This window comes from Erwinia sp. OLFS4, from assembly GCF_002752165.1.
Classification (GTDB): domain Bacteria; phylum Pseudomonadota; class Gammaproteobacteria; order Enterobacterales; family Enterobacteriaceae; genus Izhakiella.
In genome coordinates this window covers 1-13171 of the sequence record NZ_MOMB01000036.1, presented here as the reverse complement: position 1 = coordinate 13171, position 13171 = coordinate 1, and the positions used below count along the sequence as shown (strand labels likewise).

The following is a 13171-nucleotide window of genomic DNA, read 5'->3' as shown; positions in this document are numbered from 1 at the left end:
ACCCGTTTTTATTTTTGCTGACATAACATCCTCATTCGTTCATAGCGCGGTAAGCGGCTTTCGCCCGCTCTTTGTCATAGCCAACCGCCGTTAACTTATTAACCAGTTTGCGTTTGTAGTACCAGTTGACGCCAAAGGTGCCTATCGCAACGATAATCCCCACCAGCACAGCCCAATCCTGTAACGTCAATGCCCCAGCAGCGGTCAGGATTGATGCAACCCAATACGAAAGCTGGGAGCTGTATTTATCCATTCTGATCATCTCCACCTCCCGCATGGGTGGCTCCGTTAAAATAAAAAAGGCCTCGCCGCAGCGAAGCCTCTGTGTAGTAGCTTGATCCAAAAATAATAAAGCCCCGGAAAACACCGAGGCTCAGATAGCAAAAACCCGCCTGAAATTTGGCGGGCTTTAGAATGTATACAGTGTTGAGAGTATTAATCTCCCACTATGGGTGTCAATTTAGGGCAAATTGTCTCACTTTGCAATGATTTCTTTATTCAATTCAGACATCCCGGTGATGTGTTGATACTCCGATTCTGCGATTGATTCCTGCGAATAGCACCACGCCAGTAACGCTTCGTAAAAGCGCGACCAGACTCTGTACCAGGTTGCTCTAGATACGCCGGGAATCAGCGCTACGATAGCGTGGTGCGCCCGCGTTTGGGATATTGGCCTTAATCCGGTGCCGTGGCATTTCTTACAAGGGATAATAACCAATTTGCCCGTACGATCAGTTTCTTTCCGGTCACAAACTTCACCACTGCCACCACAGCGACACTTGGCACCAGGAGTGTCGGCGGTTCGACAATATTCCTCCAGCGCCAGCATAGCTAATGTTCGAATCGCAATTGCGCCACGCCTGCCGGGAATTTTTCCAACATACTTCCGCGCCTGAGTCCGGGCGTATTTGGTCAGTTCGATCAATGCGGTGCGACCGGCATCAACATCTTTCGTATATTTTGCGTACAGCAGACATAGCCCTCCCCGGTGCCTTGCCTGGGTCATACCCAGTGCAGTCATCACATCAACTTTGGTTAAATGGCTGTTGCCGGTTGATCGCGCCTGATATGCCACAATTTGGGCTGATTTGGGATTCGCGATTGTCAGTGCGTATTTGAGCCTCATAGTTTTCCCTCAGCAATGAGAATATATTGCGTACGCATCACGCCCTCGGCATGAAACAGACGAGCAGTTTCGTTATCGATATAGTGTGTGCGGCGATCACATTCGTCATGGCACCCGCTACAGCCCCATGCAGCCTGTATATCTGGCGGCTTGATCCCGGTACCGCACGTCACCGCAAGTCTGAAATGGGTTAGCACTACGGTTTCCGGGTTGCCGTTACAGATACCGGGGATCCGAATCTGGCACTCACGCCCACGGGCCTCCTTCCGAAAATTCACAGATCGAGACATTGCTGACCTCCCCCCTGGATAATTCGCTGGCGTTTCTGGTACTCAGTCGGGGCACTCAGCCAATGAGCGGCACGGATTGTGCCAGCCTGCTCTGACGTGTGAATAATGCGGCGGTTGGTACGCGGTAACACGGCACATGCAGGGCAATAATCAGTCGTGTCGTGGATGCAACCGCGTTTATGACCACGTATACAGATGTGGTAACACCCGGCGTTTGTGGCACAGCCAGAACACATCGGAGCATCGCAGGTATAGGGTTCAAAGGGGGAGATCAACTCCGGTTCTGATTTATGCGGGGGATAACCGAGATGTCCGTCACAAAGTAACGTGGACGGTGCACCGCAGAAAATGCAGAGTTCGTTTTTCATACTGCCACCCCACACAGTTCTTTCTGTTCGAGGAAAACTTTTCCACGCTGTATTAACTCGTCACGATCAATATATTTTGTGATTCCTGCACCACTCCGCACTGGATCCCAGACAAGCAGCATTGAACCCTTGTTATTACCATCAACCTTTTTGCAGGTATCAGCGCGGACAAAAGAAATTCTTCCCCCGGTAATAAACCGGATCTCGCTGATATCGGTTAATGCTATGCGGAACCAACCTACTGAGGTATCAGCCGGAACCAGCATCACTACGCCAATGGCACTTTTTACGGCTTCCTGGGCCTTTTGTACCCACGGTGTAATGTCGCTATAGGGAGGGTTGCAGAAAACATATCCTGCCGGAAATAGTTCACCCCATTCCAGTGAAAGCGCATCATCCTCACTGGTCAGATAACGGTTATGAAGATAATTATCATCACTGGCTGCAACATCTCCGACAAAGTTGAATTCTCCATCGATGGCAGCAAATAATTCAGCCGGAGTCCGCCACAAATCCTTAATATCAACCGGGGTGTTACTTCCACCAAAATCAGCCATAGCCCACCTCACGCATAACTCAGCAACTGACTGGCGGCATTCTCCGCCGCAGCCGGTGTGCTGAATGTTTTGTTGAGGATGAAATGCCAAAGGGTATTCAGCGTGGCTTTGTAGAGTTCAGCGAATTCCGTATCGTCCATGTTCGCGAATGAGATCGACTTGGGTTCCTTGATGATTGCGCCATCAGGCATTTGCAAAAGTTGGAAATAACCCGCCTGGATGGTCGTCCAACGTCGAAAGGCATCAAAGGATTTAATCAGGGTCACGCGATCAGCCCGCAGCTCCATAACTGATTTTAGATAATCAGTTTCGCACTCAAGAATGATGCTATCGTGTGCTACCAGATTGATCAGGTATCTCGAATAACCACGGATCAGGCTTTTCTCGTCGGGGGAAATTGTGCCGCCTGTCGGTGTCCAGTATTCGAAGCCAAGATTGAGAAGTGAAAAATAAAGACGGTGAAATTTGGGGTTGCGTACTTTTTTGAAATCAGCATGTAACACTGCGCCGATCTTGATTTTATGATGTAAAAAATCACCGGTATCGGGCGATGCCGGTATCAGTGTTGTGTTGCTCGATTTGATAAATGCTAACTGTGCCATCTTCGCCTCTCGGGTTGATGGCACAACAGTACTGATTCAGGGTTGCCAGTTGTTCAGGCTGGCGAACATAGTATAGCGCTATTACGGGTGGTGCTCTACTCTTCTGCTGGTGGTTCTACAGGAAAACATGCTGCTTTAGCCAGTTCAAAAAACTCATCAACCGTTGCCACATACTGATCGGGACGTTTCACCACAGCAGCGGTTACCACCCCGTTATCGGTGTAAACCAACGTACAACCTTTTGCTGGTAACTTTACCGGCAACTCATACAAATATTTATCCATAATAGCAACCTCTTGCGGTTGAATCTTCCCTTGCGGGGGCCGATCCTTGTTTTGGCTTCCATGCCTACGCGCTACCTCATTGTTAACGAGATAACCCTCTGCCGCAAAAAGGTTTAAGTCAGCGACCACCTATTTCTTTTTGAATTTGTAGACCAATCCACCGCATCACTGGTACAGCCATGCTGTTACCAATCGCCTTATAACGAGGCCCATCAGGGCAGTTATTGGCATTTTTTCCACGCCAAGGGATCAGCGTGTGGTTATCAGGAAATCCTTGTAATCTCTCGCATTCAACAGGTGTAAGGCGGCGTACTTGCATACCCATAGCAACACCATGAATGTCAGTTTTTGTGAGGGTGTAGCTAACTTCTTGATGGTATCCTGTACCATTACCACCATTACGGGGCGCACGCCCGATGGTGTTCCCAGCAATAGCTATTGCCGTGGGATTTCGAGACATTATTGCTGGTGATAGATTTTTGGTGGATGCTGCCTGCGTACTACTCATGCGTTCAGGAAAAGCCAGCACATTCATCCCACGATCTGCACAGGGTGATGAATCATGACGCGCAGTCAACGTTCCAGCAATACCAGCCCCGTATTGTGTCGTAACAGCCAGATCAGTTGCATCTTTGTAGTCACGCGCTTTACACGTTGAGGCTGTTTCATCATCAGCGTATTCGCCAAATGCCGCCATACGATAACCTTTAACAATTCCGGCACCGCGTTGGCTGAACAATTCCTGATTGCTCAGACCAATACCACCAATATTGTTTGATTGATTTAACGTTGGGTGCGGATTATTAACATTATCCCAGTGACTGCCATTCATCGGATGTGCTAACAGGTGTCCTGCGATGCCCTGGTTGTCATCTGCACCACTTGTTCCAACGCCGCTTGCAGTAAGAGCGGCAACTGACGCCTGCGCTTCTCTGCACGGCGGAGTATCCCGGCGCAGGCCGTTGAACTCAAAAAATACTTTGGCGGGATCGAAGTCGTTTCTAGCACTTGCGACAACGAACACACGTCTGCGTCGTTGGGCCACTCCGAAATATTGGGCGTCCAACAATCGCCAAGCGATTGCGCGCGAAGATCCAGACACAGCACCTCCGTTTGACCATTTTTTCCCTGCCGGCTGTAGTGGCTCATCTTCTCCGGCCAGTCCAGCAAGAAAGCAACCGAAAGCGTTGTCTTTACTACTGAGTACTCCGGGTACATTTTCCCAGACGATGATAACTGGTGGCTTACCGTTTTCCCGGCGTTTGTTGTCAATTGCATTTGCTAATTCCACATATGAAAGGGTTAACTGACCACGAGTATCCAACAGGCCATTGCGCAGCCCGGCGATAGAAAATGCCTGACAGGGGGTTCCTCCTACCAGCACATCTGGCGCTTCCACACTACCGGACATTATATGCCCGGCCAGTTTGGTCATGTCCCCAAGATTCCGAATATCAGGCCAATGGTGAGCTAAAACAGCAGAGGGGAATTTTTCAATTTCACTGAACCAGAGCGGTGACCATCCCAGCGTTTCCCATGCAATGCTGGCGGCTTCAATCCCGCTGCATACTGAGCCATACCTCATGACTAATTCCCCTCGACCTTGATATGTAGCCTCGGCTCACCATCTTTGAAGAATGCGATCCAGTGAGTATTTGCTCGCTTACCTGAAGGATGTCCAAACGTTGGTTTCTGGTCAGTAAGCGCGAGGATTTCACTGGTTTTAATCTGCGTTTCGTTCCACTTAAAAATTAGCGTTCCCAAAGGCTTCAGCACCCGAAAAGCTTCGCTGAAACCTTTTGCTAGGTCTTCTCGCCATGTTTCTCGGTTAAGTGCTCCATACTTTGCACGCAGCCAGCTTGTTTCACCGGCAAACTGAAGATGTGGAGGGTCGAATACTACCAGGCTGAATTGTTCATCGGCGAAAGGTAGATCGCGGAAGTCCAGCAGCACATCAGGTTTTACATGCAGCTCGCGCCCATCGCATAGCGTGTGTGACTCATCGCGAATGTCTCCGAAAACAACACGCGGATCGGTACGGTCGAACCAGAACATGCGTGAACCGCAACACATATCGAGAATACTTTTACCGTCGAGGCACTGTTCAATTGTCATTGCGCACCTCTTTCTGCCGTCAAAATCACTACTGAAACGCTGGTATTGGCGAACTCATTGGTGATGATTTCCGACCAGTCAATGCTCCATCCAGGCAGAAGATCCTTACCTTTCATGCTCGGAGGCAGAATCGCCACCAGCCTACTACCGGTTTTGGTGAGGGATGCTGCCGCGTTCAGATGCGCCAATGCCCGTCCTTCGCTGAACGGAGGATTCATCACTATCCGATCAAAACAACCGCCCTGCTCCGCCCACTTAAGAAAATCAGCGTTAAATACCCGATGCCCTTTGCTTTCCAGAACTTTGCAATTCAGGGGTGATATTTCTACGCACGTTGTTTTCCCCTCGGTAAGGAGATCAGCAATAGCACCATGCCCGGCGCTCGGTTCCAGGCAAGAGTGGTGAGGTTCTATCCCTGCCAAATCGACGCAACGCTGCGCCAGATGATCGGGTGTTGGGTAAAACTGGTGTGATTTATGCTCAGGAATACAACCAGAAGCGACAATCTCGGAAATAACATCATCGGGGTCGTAGTCGAATTCGAACCAGAAGTGTCCGTTCTTCGACATTTTGACACCGCCTATAAATGCCAGCACATTTTCAACTTCGCTCTGAACGGCATTATCACGGTGGGAATAATCCAGACACCTGCTGTGCGGGTTATCGGTGACACCTTCACGCCGTTGGCCAGAACTATTCATCCATGCAATACGCTCTTTTTTCATTCCTACGAGTACGTTGATAACGGCGAACGGTAACGGGCGCTCCATCATCGTGAACTCTTTTAATCGCTTTTTTGGTTTCTGGCGAAATTCAGCGGGGATAGCAGCCGGGTACAGGCTGGCAAGCACACAATTAAGACGCCACGCCATATCAGGATGCACCTCAAGATGAGCCGTGCCTTTGAGGTAACAACGAATACGCAAAGCGCCACCATCAATCGTTAGCCACTGTCCTGTTTTCCTGTAAGCAGCTTTAATTATCGGGTCAGTGCTTGAATAGCCCGGTAGGTCACGTCCCATAAATTTAGCTATGACCGTACGCAGATCGTTCAGATACCCTACGTTGCTGTGCGTCAGGCCCAAATTACCCATGACGTAGAGGATCATTCTCTTACTAAAACCCTCCGGGCGGTTGGTTACGTGTTCCCCGGATAAGACCCTGAAAATACCATCCACGCGCTCACTAAAGAATTTTTGTCGAGAATTAAGCAGTGACATGATTGTCGGTCGAACGGTTTCTTCTTCAAATTCTGGCGTTTTCATTTCACGTATCTGATCGTTCCACTCATCCCGACGCTTTTGCGGCATATATTCGTAAACATCAGTAAGAGACAATGCCTGCTGCCAGTAAGAAGCGTTTAAATTAGCAATAGCCCCTTCGAGTTTAAATATATCGGCCACGGGTCTGATATAACACTCATGGTCGCTCTGATTACCGCGCAAGAAATAAGGGATCACTTCTGAACCGTCAGAACCGTTAAGCACACCAGCGAGACTTTCTATTTTTACCCTGGTAGATTTATATCGGCCAATCAAATTATCGACCAGATCGGAAGGTGCAGGGGCGAAAAAATCATCTCCTAAAATCAAATTACTCATATTCACCTCACGCCTTAGATTCTGCGGCGAGGCAACGCATAATTTCAGCCTCGGTCGGGAGTGGTTGGGTCAAAACCTGCCGGAAAATTTCGCGGCGCACACTGGTTCCTCGTTTGAGTAAGTGCTCAACCCTGTAAACCGGCATTTTCAACATGTGAGCAATTTGAACTGCCGACCGGCCAGAATGGTGTAGCTGGTAAACACCCGTAATAACCTTGCGACCGTAGACATTGCGGTTGCCTATCTTCACAACAGCACCAGTTTCTGTTTTCGGGTTGCAAACCACAGGCGGTTTAACTGGTGGTTGATAACAGGCCCCTGACCGCGCCCGCGCAGCCGCATTCCAGTTATCGATAAACGTTGCACAATAGTCGCAGCCATCATCGCTAACGTAACGGCGCTCTTTGATTAATGTATTAATTTCTAAAGACATTGGTCATACCTCGATTACAACAGTGAATTTTTATAGTCCGTTGCTACCTTCTGCACTTGACGGCATTGATCTACGTCAAACATACCGATGTGGCACTTTGCTACGGGGATACCAAGTTGTTCAGCCAGCCACGAATAGGCATCCCCTCGCCTCATGCCAAACTCTTTCCACAGCGGATCAAACGCTGCATGTGCAATTCGTTTTGCTGCTCGTAATTCCGCGTTAGCAAGGCGTCCCAGTGGAAGCGCATCACTATCCCGGTGACAGCCAACATGTGCACGGCACGGCTCACATTCCCAAAAAAACTTGTCAGCAAGATCTCTACGCTGTGGATATATTTTCCGACCAGTTACCAGCCGGGCATATTCACCGCAGTAATCACAAAAGACCTCACGATTAATATTCATCGTGTTTGATTTAACGTTTAAAAACATTGGCCATTCCTCGCATAATTATTTAATTAAAAAATATTATTTACTCTTCAGACGGCTTCGATAACTCTCCCAATTAAAATTTATCCAAACACCACCATCCATCATCAGGCGATCCATTACGCGAGGGCCAAGCACCCCGGCTAAATCAGCATGGTTAAGATTGGTGAGAACACCTACTGGTTTCATCATGGCGGTGCGCCGGTCAATAATTTGATGCAAAATGACAAATTCATTTTTTGTGTCACGCTGCACCCCAACTTCATCAAGTACCAGTAAATCAACGCGGCATAGTTCAGTTAATAATTCATCTTCACTCTTACCACCGTTATAACCAGCTCGAACCTCAAGCATAAGATCCGCCACCGTTATAATTAGCACTGTTTTTTCCTGCTCCAGTAGTGCGTTCCCGATAGCAGCCGATAAATGATTTTTTCCTGTACCTGTTGAACCACTAAAAACAAAGCTGACACAGCCAGAGCCAAAATTTGCCAACCACGATTTAGCCAGAGTAAGCGCCCGTCTTTGTCCATCATTCTCAACATGGTAATTTTTGAACGTACATTTTTGATAACGCTCGCGGATCCCTGATCTACCGAAAATTTTTTCCATACGTGTCCGATGATTTTCGCGCATCAGGTTTTCACTGTACTTTCGCCCTTCCTCAAGGTGCCAGGCCATAAGATCTTCCGCGCTGGTAAATTTGGGGCTTACGCCTGACGGGATGATATTCTGCAATCTTTTAAAAACTGCCGAAATGTCGCGCATAGTTACCCCCTGAAACCAGGTGGAATGGAAACATCTGGCGATGAAATTTTATTAACATCCCTGCCACTATTCGCTATGACCCGTCCTCCGGGGGCATACAACCCTTGATATTCGTTGGCGATGCTATGCCGAATGACCACCTCAGGCGAAATGCCTTGTCCCCTGAATTTATCAAGCTCACGAATGGCCCCGTTCGCTCCCTGGGATGTCTTAATCGGCTTACGCAATGCCCTGCGAAACTCGACCCATTCAGCCCATAGCTCAGGGAATAGCCAGTCCGGTAAATCAATTTCCAGCGGATTAAATTTCTTCGTGGCTATTTTCCCCTTGGGGGGATTTAAGGGGGGATCTTTTATATCTATCTCTTCCTCTTCCTCTGGTAACGCTTTTTGATCTCTCCCTGTAACGCCATGAGCGTTACTGTTTGCGTTTTCATTGCGTTTCATTTCGCGCATTTTTGTAACACGGTCATTTGTAAGTGCTCGTTTTTTCGAGGAATTACCATTATGCCGTTCAAATTTAGGGAAAATTAACGTATCACCCTCAACTGCCAACCATCCAACTCGAATTAGCGCATCAGCAAACCCACGCACGAATGTGATCCGGTCAACAGCATTTTTGGTAACGCTTGCTGCGTTACACTTTGCGTTACCATCAATTGTTTGTTGATCAGCCCATGCCCAAAGGCGCACCAGTTTGCCCAATGCAGCATCTGGATCTATGTCCAACAATTCGGCAAGTTGGTACACCTCGGGTTTATCCGGGGTTATCACCTCAATTTTTATCCAACTGGACGCCATAGAAGCCTCGGTATTTTAATTCTGTAACGCTAACAGCGTTACTATTTGCGCGAATTGACGTTGCAACCTTGCTTCCCTTTAACCCGTTTCAACGGTCTGGCATATGTTTTAGCGATAGCAATACAGCTTGCTATTGTTGCGTTGGGTCTGCTCATATAATGATCTGCTCCGCGAAATGCTGCTGAACGAGCAATATCGACAGAGAATCCATCACGAACCAGGTGATCGCGGATCTGCGTCTCGACCTGTTCTCTCGTAAAATTAGCCATTGGTCATACCTCGTTGTCACCAGCAGTAAATGCCGCCAGATGGTCTCTTTCTCAGCACATGCAATGCCTCAATTGCATCGCTGATTTCCTTATCAACATCCGGTAGTTCCAGCAATGCCGCGCTAATCGCCTCAGCGCATTCTTTTTGCGCCTGTGCTACCTGATATTGGATCGTCCCGTTCCTGCGGTGCTCCAGTGCTTTAAGGATCGCGGGCTTCAACTCATCAATCTTCGCTCTCGCCTTCCGGCTATCGCCGTCAAGCCAACGGAAGATGTTCTGCATGTTGTTGTGTGTTGCACCAGGGGCTTCTACCGGATACAGAGGTAAATCCCCACCACCGAGATCGAAATAACGCTGGGTTATCTCAGCCGCTACCGTTTCCCGTTTTGTTGCACTGGCCCAACGGCGTAGCTCAATGCAAATGGCTTCATGATTGATTTCCATAAGTCAGTTTTTATGCTCCTGGTGGTGTAGATTGATTGTTCTGGGGGATAAGTTCCGGCCAAATCCTTGTCCAGTCATCAGGGCGTAGGTCAATACGTGTTACAGCACCTAACGTAAATTCTTCGATCTCAACACAACGTGCAGGTGAGATCGGTGACTGACCTGAGGCCATCTGCGACAAATGAGAGGGTGATATACCCATTTTCTCGGCTAACTTTTTGGCATCACCCCGCTTTAGGGTTTTTATGTATTGCTTAAGATTCATATCTAACTCCGTTCAGAATTCGCATGGACTTTACCAAACACTAAATTAGAACTCAAGCATTTGCTTGTTTACCATTTACTAATCAAAATAATGGAATGGACATAAGAGAGATAAGGCGACAACGCCTCAAAGAATGGTTTGCTGACAAGCCTTTACCCAAGAAGGAGATGAGCTATATATCCCAATTAATCAATGGGAAATCATCGTTTGGCGAGAGAGCAGCCGCAAGAATTGAGAACGATTATGGGATGCCCGGTGGGTACCTTAGCCAACCTTATGATGCTTCAGATAGCTCACAGCCTACAGTAGTGCTGGATGAACAAGAAGAAAGGCTGATAACTCTTTTCAGAGAGTTTCCTGATTCAGCAAAAACCAGAACGATTAGAGAATTTGAAGAAAAAGCCAAAGAATTCAATGAATTATTCGATGAACTCTTGCGGCGAAGTAAACTTTAATTATCTGCCTCCCTAAATAAATCAACATTCTTACTACAAAATCACCGGCCATGTGCCGGTTTTGTCGTTTTTGTACCTTCAATAAAAAAAATCAAAACCAAATGGTTTACTTTCGCTTTAGTAAATAGTAAAGTCACTTCCATCAACGGCAAGCAGCCAACGCGATAAGGCAAGGAAAGCCCACGAAGTAGCTACCGGCGAGCGTATGAAACACCGGGTGAATCGCGAGAAACACGGCACAGCAGGCTGATATGGGTAAAAGTTCTGACACCCCGGAAAGACGGGCGAGGTATGACCAATCACGTTATAAGCGAGGAATGACCAATGGCGACCAGATCAAATATCAATGTAAAAGTCGGTGACATTTATCACTGCGTCTACTGTCACTGGGATGGCTATCCTGAACATCACGGCCCGATTCTGACAGCGCATTACAATTCTCAGGAATTAGCGGAAAAGCTGGTTTCACATGGTGATATATCAATATTAGATAATAGCTGTGATAAACCAGAAGGACATTCGTTCGATAATCGAGTTGATGGCTATACCGTTTATTATGGCCGAGATCGTGGCGAAGAAAATGTATCTTTTAAAGAAAAAGCCAGCCCACTAAATCAAGAAGAGTTTTCATATATATGGGATGGAGAAAAGTGGTTGGTTATGAAAGGAAATGAAAGAACCAAATATCCAAAAGATGCAATAGAACTGTAATTTAAAAATATTTAGCTGGTTGTGGTGACGGAGAACCGACCTCTTATAGCTATGTGCATAAAGTCCATGATTACCGCCCACAGCCAGCTAAATTCCAAATAAAGAGAGGAATAGAAAATGGATTACGCTAATACTCCAATCGACGCCCTAGTTTTTCTGTTTAATCGACGCGGCTATGTATACTACTGCGATGGTGACGAACAGAAATACCACGCAGTAGTAGACGAAAAAAGTTAAGCCGCCAAACACCAGGTGAATATATGCAACAACTATTATTCGCATTAGTTGTAACAGTATGTCCTGCGCATGAAACATGCAAAGACGTTGTTTATGAAATTTATGAATCTAAGCGGGAGTGTGAAACTGTTATTTATGAAAGGCGTGTTTTTAACGGTAATTGTTACGAAATAAAAAGTATCATCCATCAGAAATAAACCCCTCTTACATTTTCATGAGCGTTAATGTGTGAGGCTTTATAAACGCGAATACATACAGGAATAAAGATATGTTTGAACTTAATGAATTTCAATCAACCGTATTACGTCAATTTATCGATTCCCAATGGAGTGACTTTGTTAAACATTGTGATGAGGTAGGCAACGATGGGCTATCACTCGCTAACGAAATTAGCGTAGCGATTGGCGGCGAGGAAGAGTAGCCGTAAAAAGGCCCGCACAAGGCGGGCCAGTCTACCGGCTTAACGTCCCGGTGACGGCGGAGTCAGCGACCAAACCGACTCCAGCGAGGTATGACCAATGGCTTCCACCACTGGACGCAAGGATTATAACACTACGAGGTAATCATGCAAACAGCGCTACCAACGTCGATCAATAAAAAATTGTTCATTGCTGCACAAAAGTATACATGGGAAAACGAATTTAGTATTCGCGTTATGGATTATGACCCACCTGATAATGAAAACGTAACCACGGTCTTATTAACAACACTAGATATTTCGATTGATATTCCATCTGTCAATTTAACACAATGCGAAATAGATGGGTTGGAAAAAATGAAGAGTAGAATCGTTACCGACTCACAAATGCGAATCAAGGAAATTGAGGAAAAAATTCAGTCCTTACGATGCATTGAACATTAATAAGCGAGGAGTGACTAATGGGATTATATACTTGTGGTTTCATACCAAAAAAATTAGCGATAGTAAATGGCACTATTGCTCTTGCTATTACGGTAGAAGCCAAAAATGAAAAAATAGCCGAAATGAAAGCATCTGTAGCGCTGGAAGAATCTTACCCGGATTCAAGCGGAAATTATTTCAAACCTAAAATTTGTGTACAAAGCGATGATTTAGAGTATCCACCAATTGATCAATTCGATTCTGAGTGGATCTCTAAACGTATCTGGAATGACGAAATCAAAGATTTTGAATTAATTGTCACTGAGGAATGTGCAGTTGATGAGCCTGGTTCCATTGCTGACCTTCCGACAGATGTTCGAATTGCCTATATCGTCATGTATGGCGCAGTGCCGGAAACTGTAAATCAGGAGTATCTGTCAAACGCCTACGACATGCTGAATGACGAAGAAGCACCGGAAGATATTCGCGCGGTGATAGATGGCCTTTGCCGCGTTACCGCCGTTAAAAATATGTTCCCTGCATCCGTTGATAATTTGCTTACCGCCCTCCGCG

General features: G+C 46.9%; 20 protein-coding genes and 2 pseudogenes. 6 read left to right on the top strand and 16 right to left on the bottom strand.

All coding sequences use genetic code 11. The features are described 5' to 3' along the window. Positions 1-31: 31 nt before the first annotated feature. The 16 genes and pseudogenes from BL249_RS06660 to BL249_RS06585 form a co-directional block, all read right to left on the bottom strand. Positions 32-277, bottom strand: coding sequence for an HP1 family phage holin (locus BL249_RS06660; RefSeq protein WP_446717761.1), 246 nt, complete (start codon positions 275-277; stop codon positions 32-34). Positions 278-475: 198 nt separating this feature from the next. Further along, positions 476-1126, bottom strand: coding sequence for an antitermination protein Q (locus tag BL249_RS06655; protein WP_099707678.1), 651 nt, complete (start codon positions 1124-1126; stop codon positions 476-478). Further along, positions 1123-1416: a DUF1364 domain-containing protein gene (locus tag BL249_RS06650; protein ID WP_099707677.1), complete on the bottom strand. Its 294-nt coding sequence runs from the start codon at positions 1414-1416 to the stop codon at positions 1123-1125. Before BL249_RS06650 ends, BL249_RS06655 begins: the two co-directional genes overlap by 4 nt. Before the next feature lie 364 nt (positions 1417-1780). Continuing rightward, positions 1781-2341, bottom strand: coding sequence for a phage N-6-adenine-methyltransferase (locus BL249_RS06645; RefSeq protein ID WP_099707676.1), 561 nt, complete (start codon positions 2339-2341; stop codon positions 1781-1783). Positions 2342-2349: 8 nt separating this feature from the next. Continuing rightward, positions 2350-2943, bottom strand: a complete 594-nt coding sequence (locus tag BL249_RS06640) for a DUF1367 family protein (RefSeq protein WP_099707675.1) — start codon at positions 2941-2943, stop codon at positions 2350-2352. 95 nt (positions 2944-3038) lie between these two features. Then, positions 3039-3227, bottom strand: coding sequence for a hypothetical protein (locus BL249_RS06635; RefSeq protein WP_099707674.1), 189 nt, complete (start codon positions 3225-3227; stop codon positions 3039-3041). Positions 3228-3357: 130 nt separating this feature from the next. Continuing rightward, positions 3358-4812: pseudogene (locus tag BL249_RS06630) on the bottom strand (DNA cytosine methyltransferase); the annotation flags it as partial. Positions 4813-4814: 2 nt separating this feature from the next. Next, positions 4815-5342, bottom strand: coding sequence for a class I SAM-dependent methyltransferase (locus tag BL249_RS06625; RefSeq protein WP_099707672.1), 528 nt, complete (start codon positions 5340-5342; stop codon positions 4815-4817). Further along, the gene (locus BL249_RS06620) at positions 5339-6943 is read right to left on the bottom strand and encodes a DUF4942 domain-containing protein (protein WP_099707671.1); all 1605 of its coding nucleotides are present in this window, start codon (positions 6941-6943) and stop codon (positions 5339-5341) included. The genes BL249_RS06625 and BL249_RS06620 overlap by 4 nt, the downstream gene beginning before the upstream one ends. A gap of 7 nt (positions 6944-6950) precedes the next feature. Then, positions 6951-7376, bottom strand: a complete 426-nt coding sequence (locus tag BL249_RS06615) for a hypothetical protein (RefSeq protein ID WP_099707670.1) — start codon at positions 7374-7376, stop codon at positions 6951-6953. A gap of 14 nt (positions 7377-7390) precedes the next feature. Next, complete coding sequence (locus tag BL249_RS06610; RefSeq protein WP_241898850.1) at positions 7391-7810, bottom strand: zinc-finger-containing protein; 420 nt, start codon at positions 7808-7810, stop codon at positions 7391-7393. A gap of 36 nt (positions 7811-7846) precedes the next feature. Beyond that, positions 7847-8575 (bottom strand): ATP-binding protein, encoded by a 729-nt coding sequence (locus tag BL249_RS06605; RefSeq protein ID WP_099707669.1) that lies wholly within the window; start codon positions 8573-8575, stop codon positions 7847-7849. A gap of 2 nt (positions 8576-8577) precedes the next feature. Continuing rightward, on the bottom strand, positions 8578-9375 hold the full coding sequence (locus tag BL249_RS06600) for a hypothetical protein (RefSeq protein ID WP_099707668.1): 798 nt from the start codon (positions 9373-9375) through the stop codon (positions 8578-8580). 41 nt (positions 9376-9416) lie between these two features. Then, positions 9417-9644, bottom strand: a complete 228-nt coding sequence (locus tag BL249_RS06595; RefSeq protein WP_099707667.1) for a cell envelope biogenesis protein OmpA — start codon at positions 9642-9644, stop codon at positions 9417-9419. Positions 9645-9660: 16 nt separating this feature from the next. Next, positions 9661-10089 (bottom strand): toxin YdaT family protein, encoded by a 429-nt coding sequence (locus BL249_RS06590; protein WP_099716834.1) that lies wholly within the window; start codon positions 10087-10089, stop codon positions 9661-9663. Between the two features lie 10 nt (positions 10090-10099). After that, positions 10100-10354, bottom strand: a complete 255-nt coding sequence (locus tag BL249_RS06585) for a transcriptional regulator (protein ID WP_099707626.1) — start codon at positions 10352-10354, stop codon at positions 10100-10102. 95 nt (positions 10355-10449) lie between these two features. Here BL249_RS06585 and BL249_RS18715 point away from each other — a divergent pair, with 95 nt between their 5' ends. The 6 genes and pseudogenes from BL249_RS18715 to BL249_RS06565 form a co-directional block, all read left to right on the top strand. After that, positions 10450-10809, top strand: a complete 360-nt coding sequence (locus tag BL249_RS18715) for a hypothetical protein (RefSeq protein WP_143354765.1) — start codon at positions 10450-10452, stop codon at positions 10807-10809. Between the two features lie 324 nt (positions 10810-11133). Next, positions 11134-11520 (top strand): post-segregation killing protein PndC, encoded by a 387-nt coding sequence (locus BL249_RS06575; protein WP_099707625.1) that lies wholly within the window; start codon positions 11134-11136, stop codon positions 11518-11520. A gap of 260 nt (positions 11521-11780) precedes the next feature. Next, complete coding sequence (locus tag BL249_RS19470) at positions 11781-11954, top strand: DUF1482 family protein (protein WP_143354764.1); 174 nt, start codon at positions 11781-11783, stop codon at positions 11952-11954. Positions 11955-12025: 71 nt separating this feature from the next. Then, a complete protein-coding gene (locus tag BL249_RS18955; protein ID WP_158233129.1) occupies positions 12026-12178 on the top strand; it encodes a hypothetical protein in 153 nt (50 codons plus the stop codon). A gap of 144 nt (positions 12179-12322) precedes the next feature. Continuing rightward, positions 12323-12619: a hypothetical protein gene (locus BL249_RS06570; protein WP_099707624.1), complete on the top strand. Its 297-nt coding sequence runs from the start codon at positions 12323-12325 to the stop codon at positions 12617-12619. Positions 12620-12636: 17 nt separating this feature from the next. Continuing rightward, positions 12637-13171, top strand: a pseudogene (locus tag BL249_RS06565) (hypothetical protein); the annotation flags it as partial.

What these genes read in the sequence shown, in the direction of transcription:
- BL249_RS06660 (WP_446717761.1), bottom strand. Translation starts at nt 277, where the DNA reads ATGCGGGAGGTGGAGATGATCAGAATGGATAAATACAGCTCCCAGCTT.
- BL249_RS06655 (WP_099707678.1), bottom strand. Translation starts at nt 1,126, where the DNA reads ATGAGGCTCAAATACGCACTGACAATCGCGAATCCCAAATCAGCCCAA.
- BL249_RS06650 (WP_099707677.1), bottom strand. Translation starts at nt 1,416, where the DNA reads ATGTCTCGATCTGTGAATTTTCGGAAGGAGGCCCGTGGGCGTGAGTGC.
- BL249_RS06645 (WP_099707676.1), bottom strand. Translation starts at nt 2,341, where the DNA reads ATGGCTGATTTTGGTGGAAGTAACACCCCGGTTGATATTAAGGATTTG.
- BL249_RS06640 (WP_099707675.1), bottom strand. Translation starts at nt 2,943, where the DNA reads ATGGCACAGTTAGCATTTATCAAATCGAGCAACACAACACTGATACCG.
- BL249_RS06635 (WP_099707674.1), bottom strand. Translation starts at nt 3,227, where the DNA reads ATGGATAAATATTTGTATGAGTTGCCGGTAAAGTTACCAGCAAAAGGT.
- BL249_RS06625 (WP_099707672.1), bottom strand. Translation starts at nt 5,342, where the DNA reads ATGACAATTGAACAGTGCCTCGACGGTAAAAGTATTCTCGATATGTGT.
- BL249_RS06620 (WP_099707671.1), bottom strand. Translation starts at nt 6,943, where the DNA reads ATGAGTAATTTGATTTTAGGAGATGATTTTTTCGCCCCTGCACCTTCC.
- BL249_RS06615 (WP_099707670.1), bottom strand. Translation starts at nt 7,376, where the DNA reads ATGTCTTTAGAAATTAATACATTAATCAAAGAGCGCCGTTACGTTAGC.
- BL249_RS06610 (WP_241898850.1), bottom strand. Translation starts at nt 7,810, where the DNA reads ATGTTTTTAAACGTTAAATCAAACACGATGAATATTAATCGTGAGGTC.
- BL249_RS06605 (WP_099707669.1), bottom strand. Translation starts at nt 8,575, where the DNA reads ATGCGCGACATTTCGGCAGTTTTTAAAAGATTGCAGAATATCATCCCG.
- BL249_RS06600 (WP_099707668.1), bottom strand. Translation starts at nt 9,375, where the DNA reads ATGGCGTCCAGTTGGATAAAAATTGAGGTGATAACCCCGGATAAACCC.
- BL249_RS06595 (WP_099707667.1), bottom strand. Translation starts at nt 9,644, where the DNA reads ATGGCTAATTTTACGAGAGAACAGGTCGAGACGCAGATCCGCGATCAC.
- BL249_RS06590 (WP_099716834.1), bottom strand. Translation starts at nt 10,089, where the DNA reads ATGGAAATCAATCATGAAGCCATTTGCATTGAGCTACGCCGTTGGGCC.
- BL249_RS06585 (WP_099707626.1), bottom strand. Translation starts at nt 10,354, where the DNA reads ATGAATCTTAAGCAATACATAAAAACCCTAAAGCGGGGTGATGCCAAA.
- BL249_RS18715 (WP_143354765.1), top strand. Translation starts at nt 10,450, where the DNA reads ATGGACATAAGAGAGATAAGGCGACAACGCCTCAAAGAATGGTTTGCT.
- BL249_RS06575 (WP_099707625.1), top strand. Translation starts at nt 11,134, where the DNA reads ATGGCGACCAGATCAAATATCAATGTAAAAGTCGGTGACATTTATCAC.
- BL249_RS19470 (WP_143354764.1), top strand. Translation starts at nt 11,781, where the DNA reads ATGCAACAACTATTATTCGCATTAGTTGTAACAGTATGTCCTGCGCAT.
- BL249_RS18955 (WP_158233129.1), top strand. Translation starts at nt 12,026, where the DNA reads ATGTTTGAACTTAATGAATTTCAATCAACCGTATTACGTCAATTTATC.
- BL249_RS06570 (WP_099707624.1), top strand. Translation starts at nt 12,323, where the DNA reads ATGCAAACAGCGCTACCAACGTCGATCAATAAAAAATTGTTCATTGCT.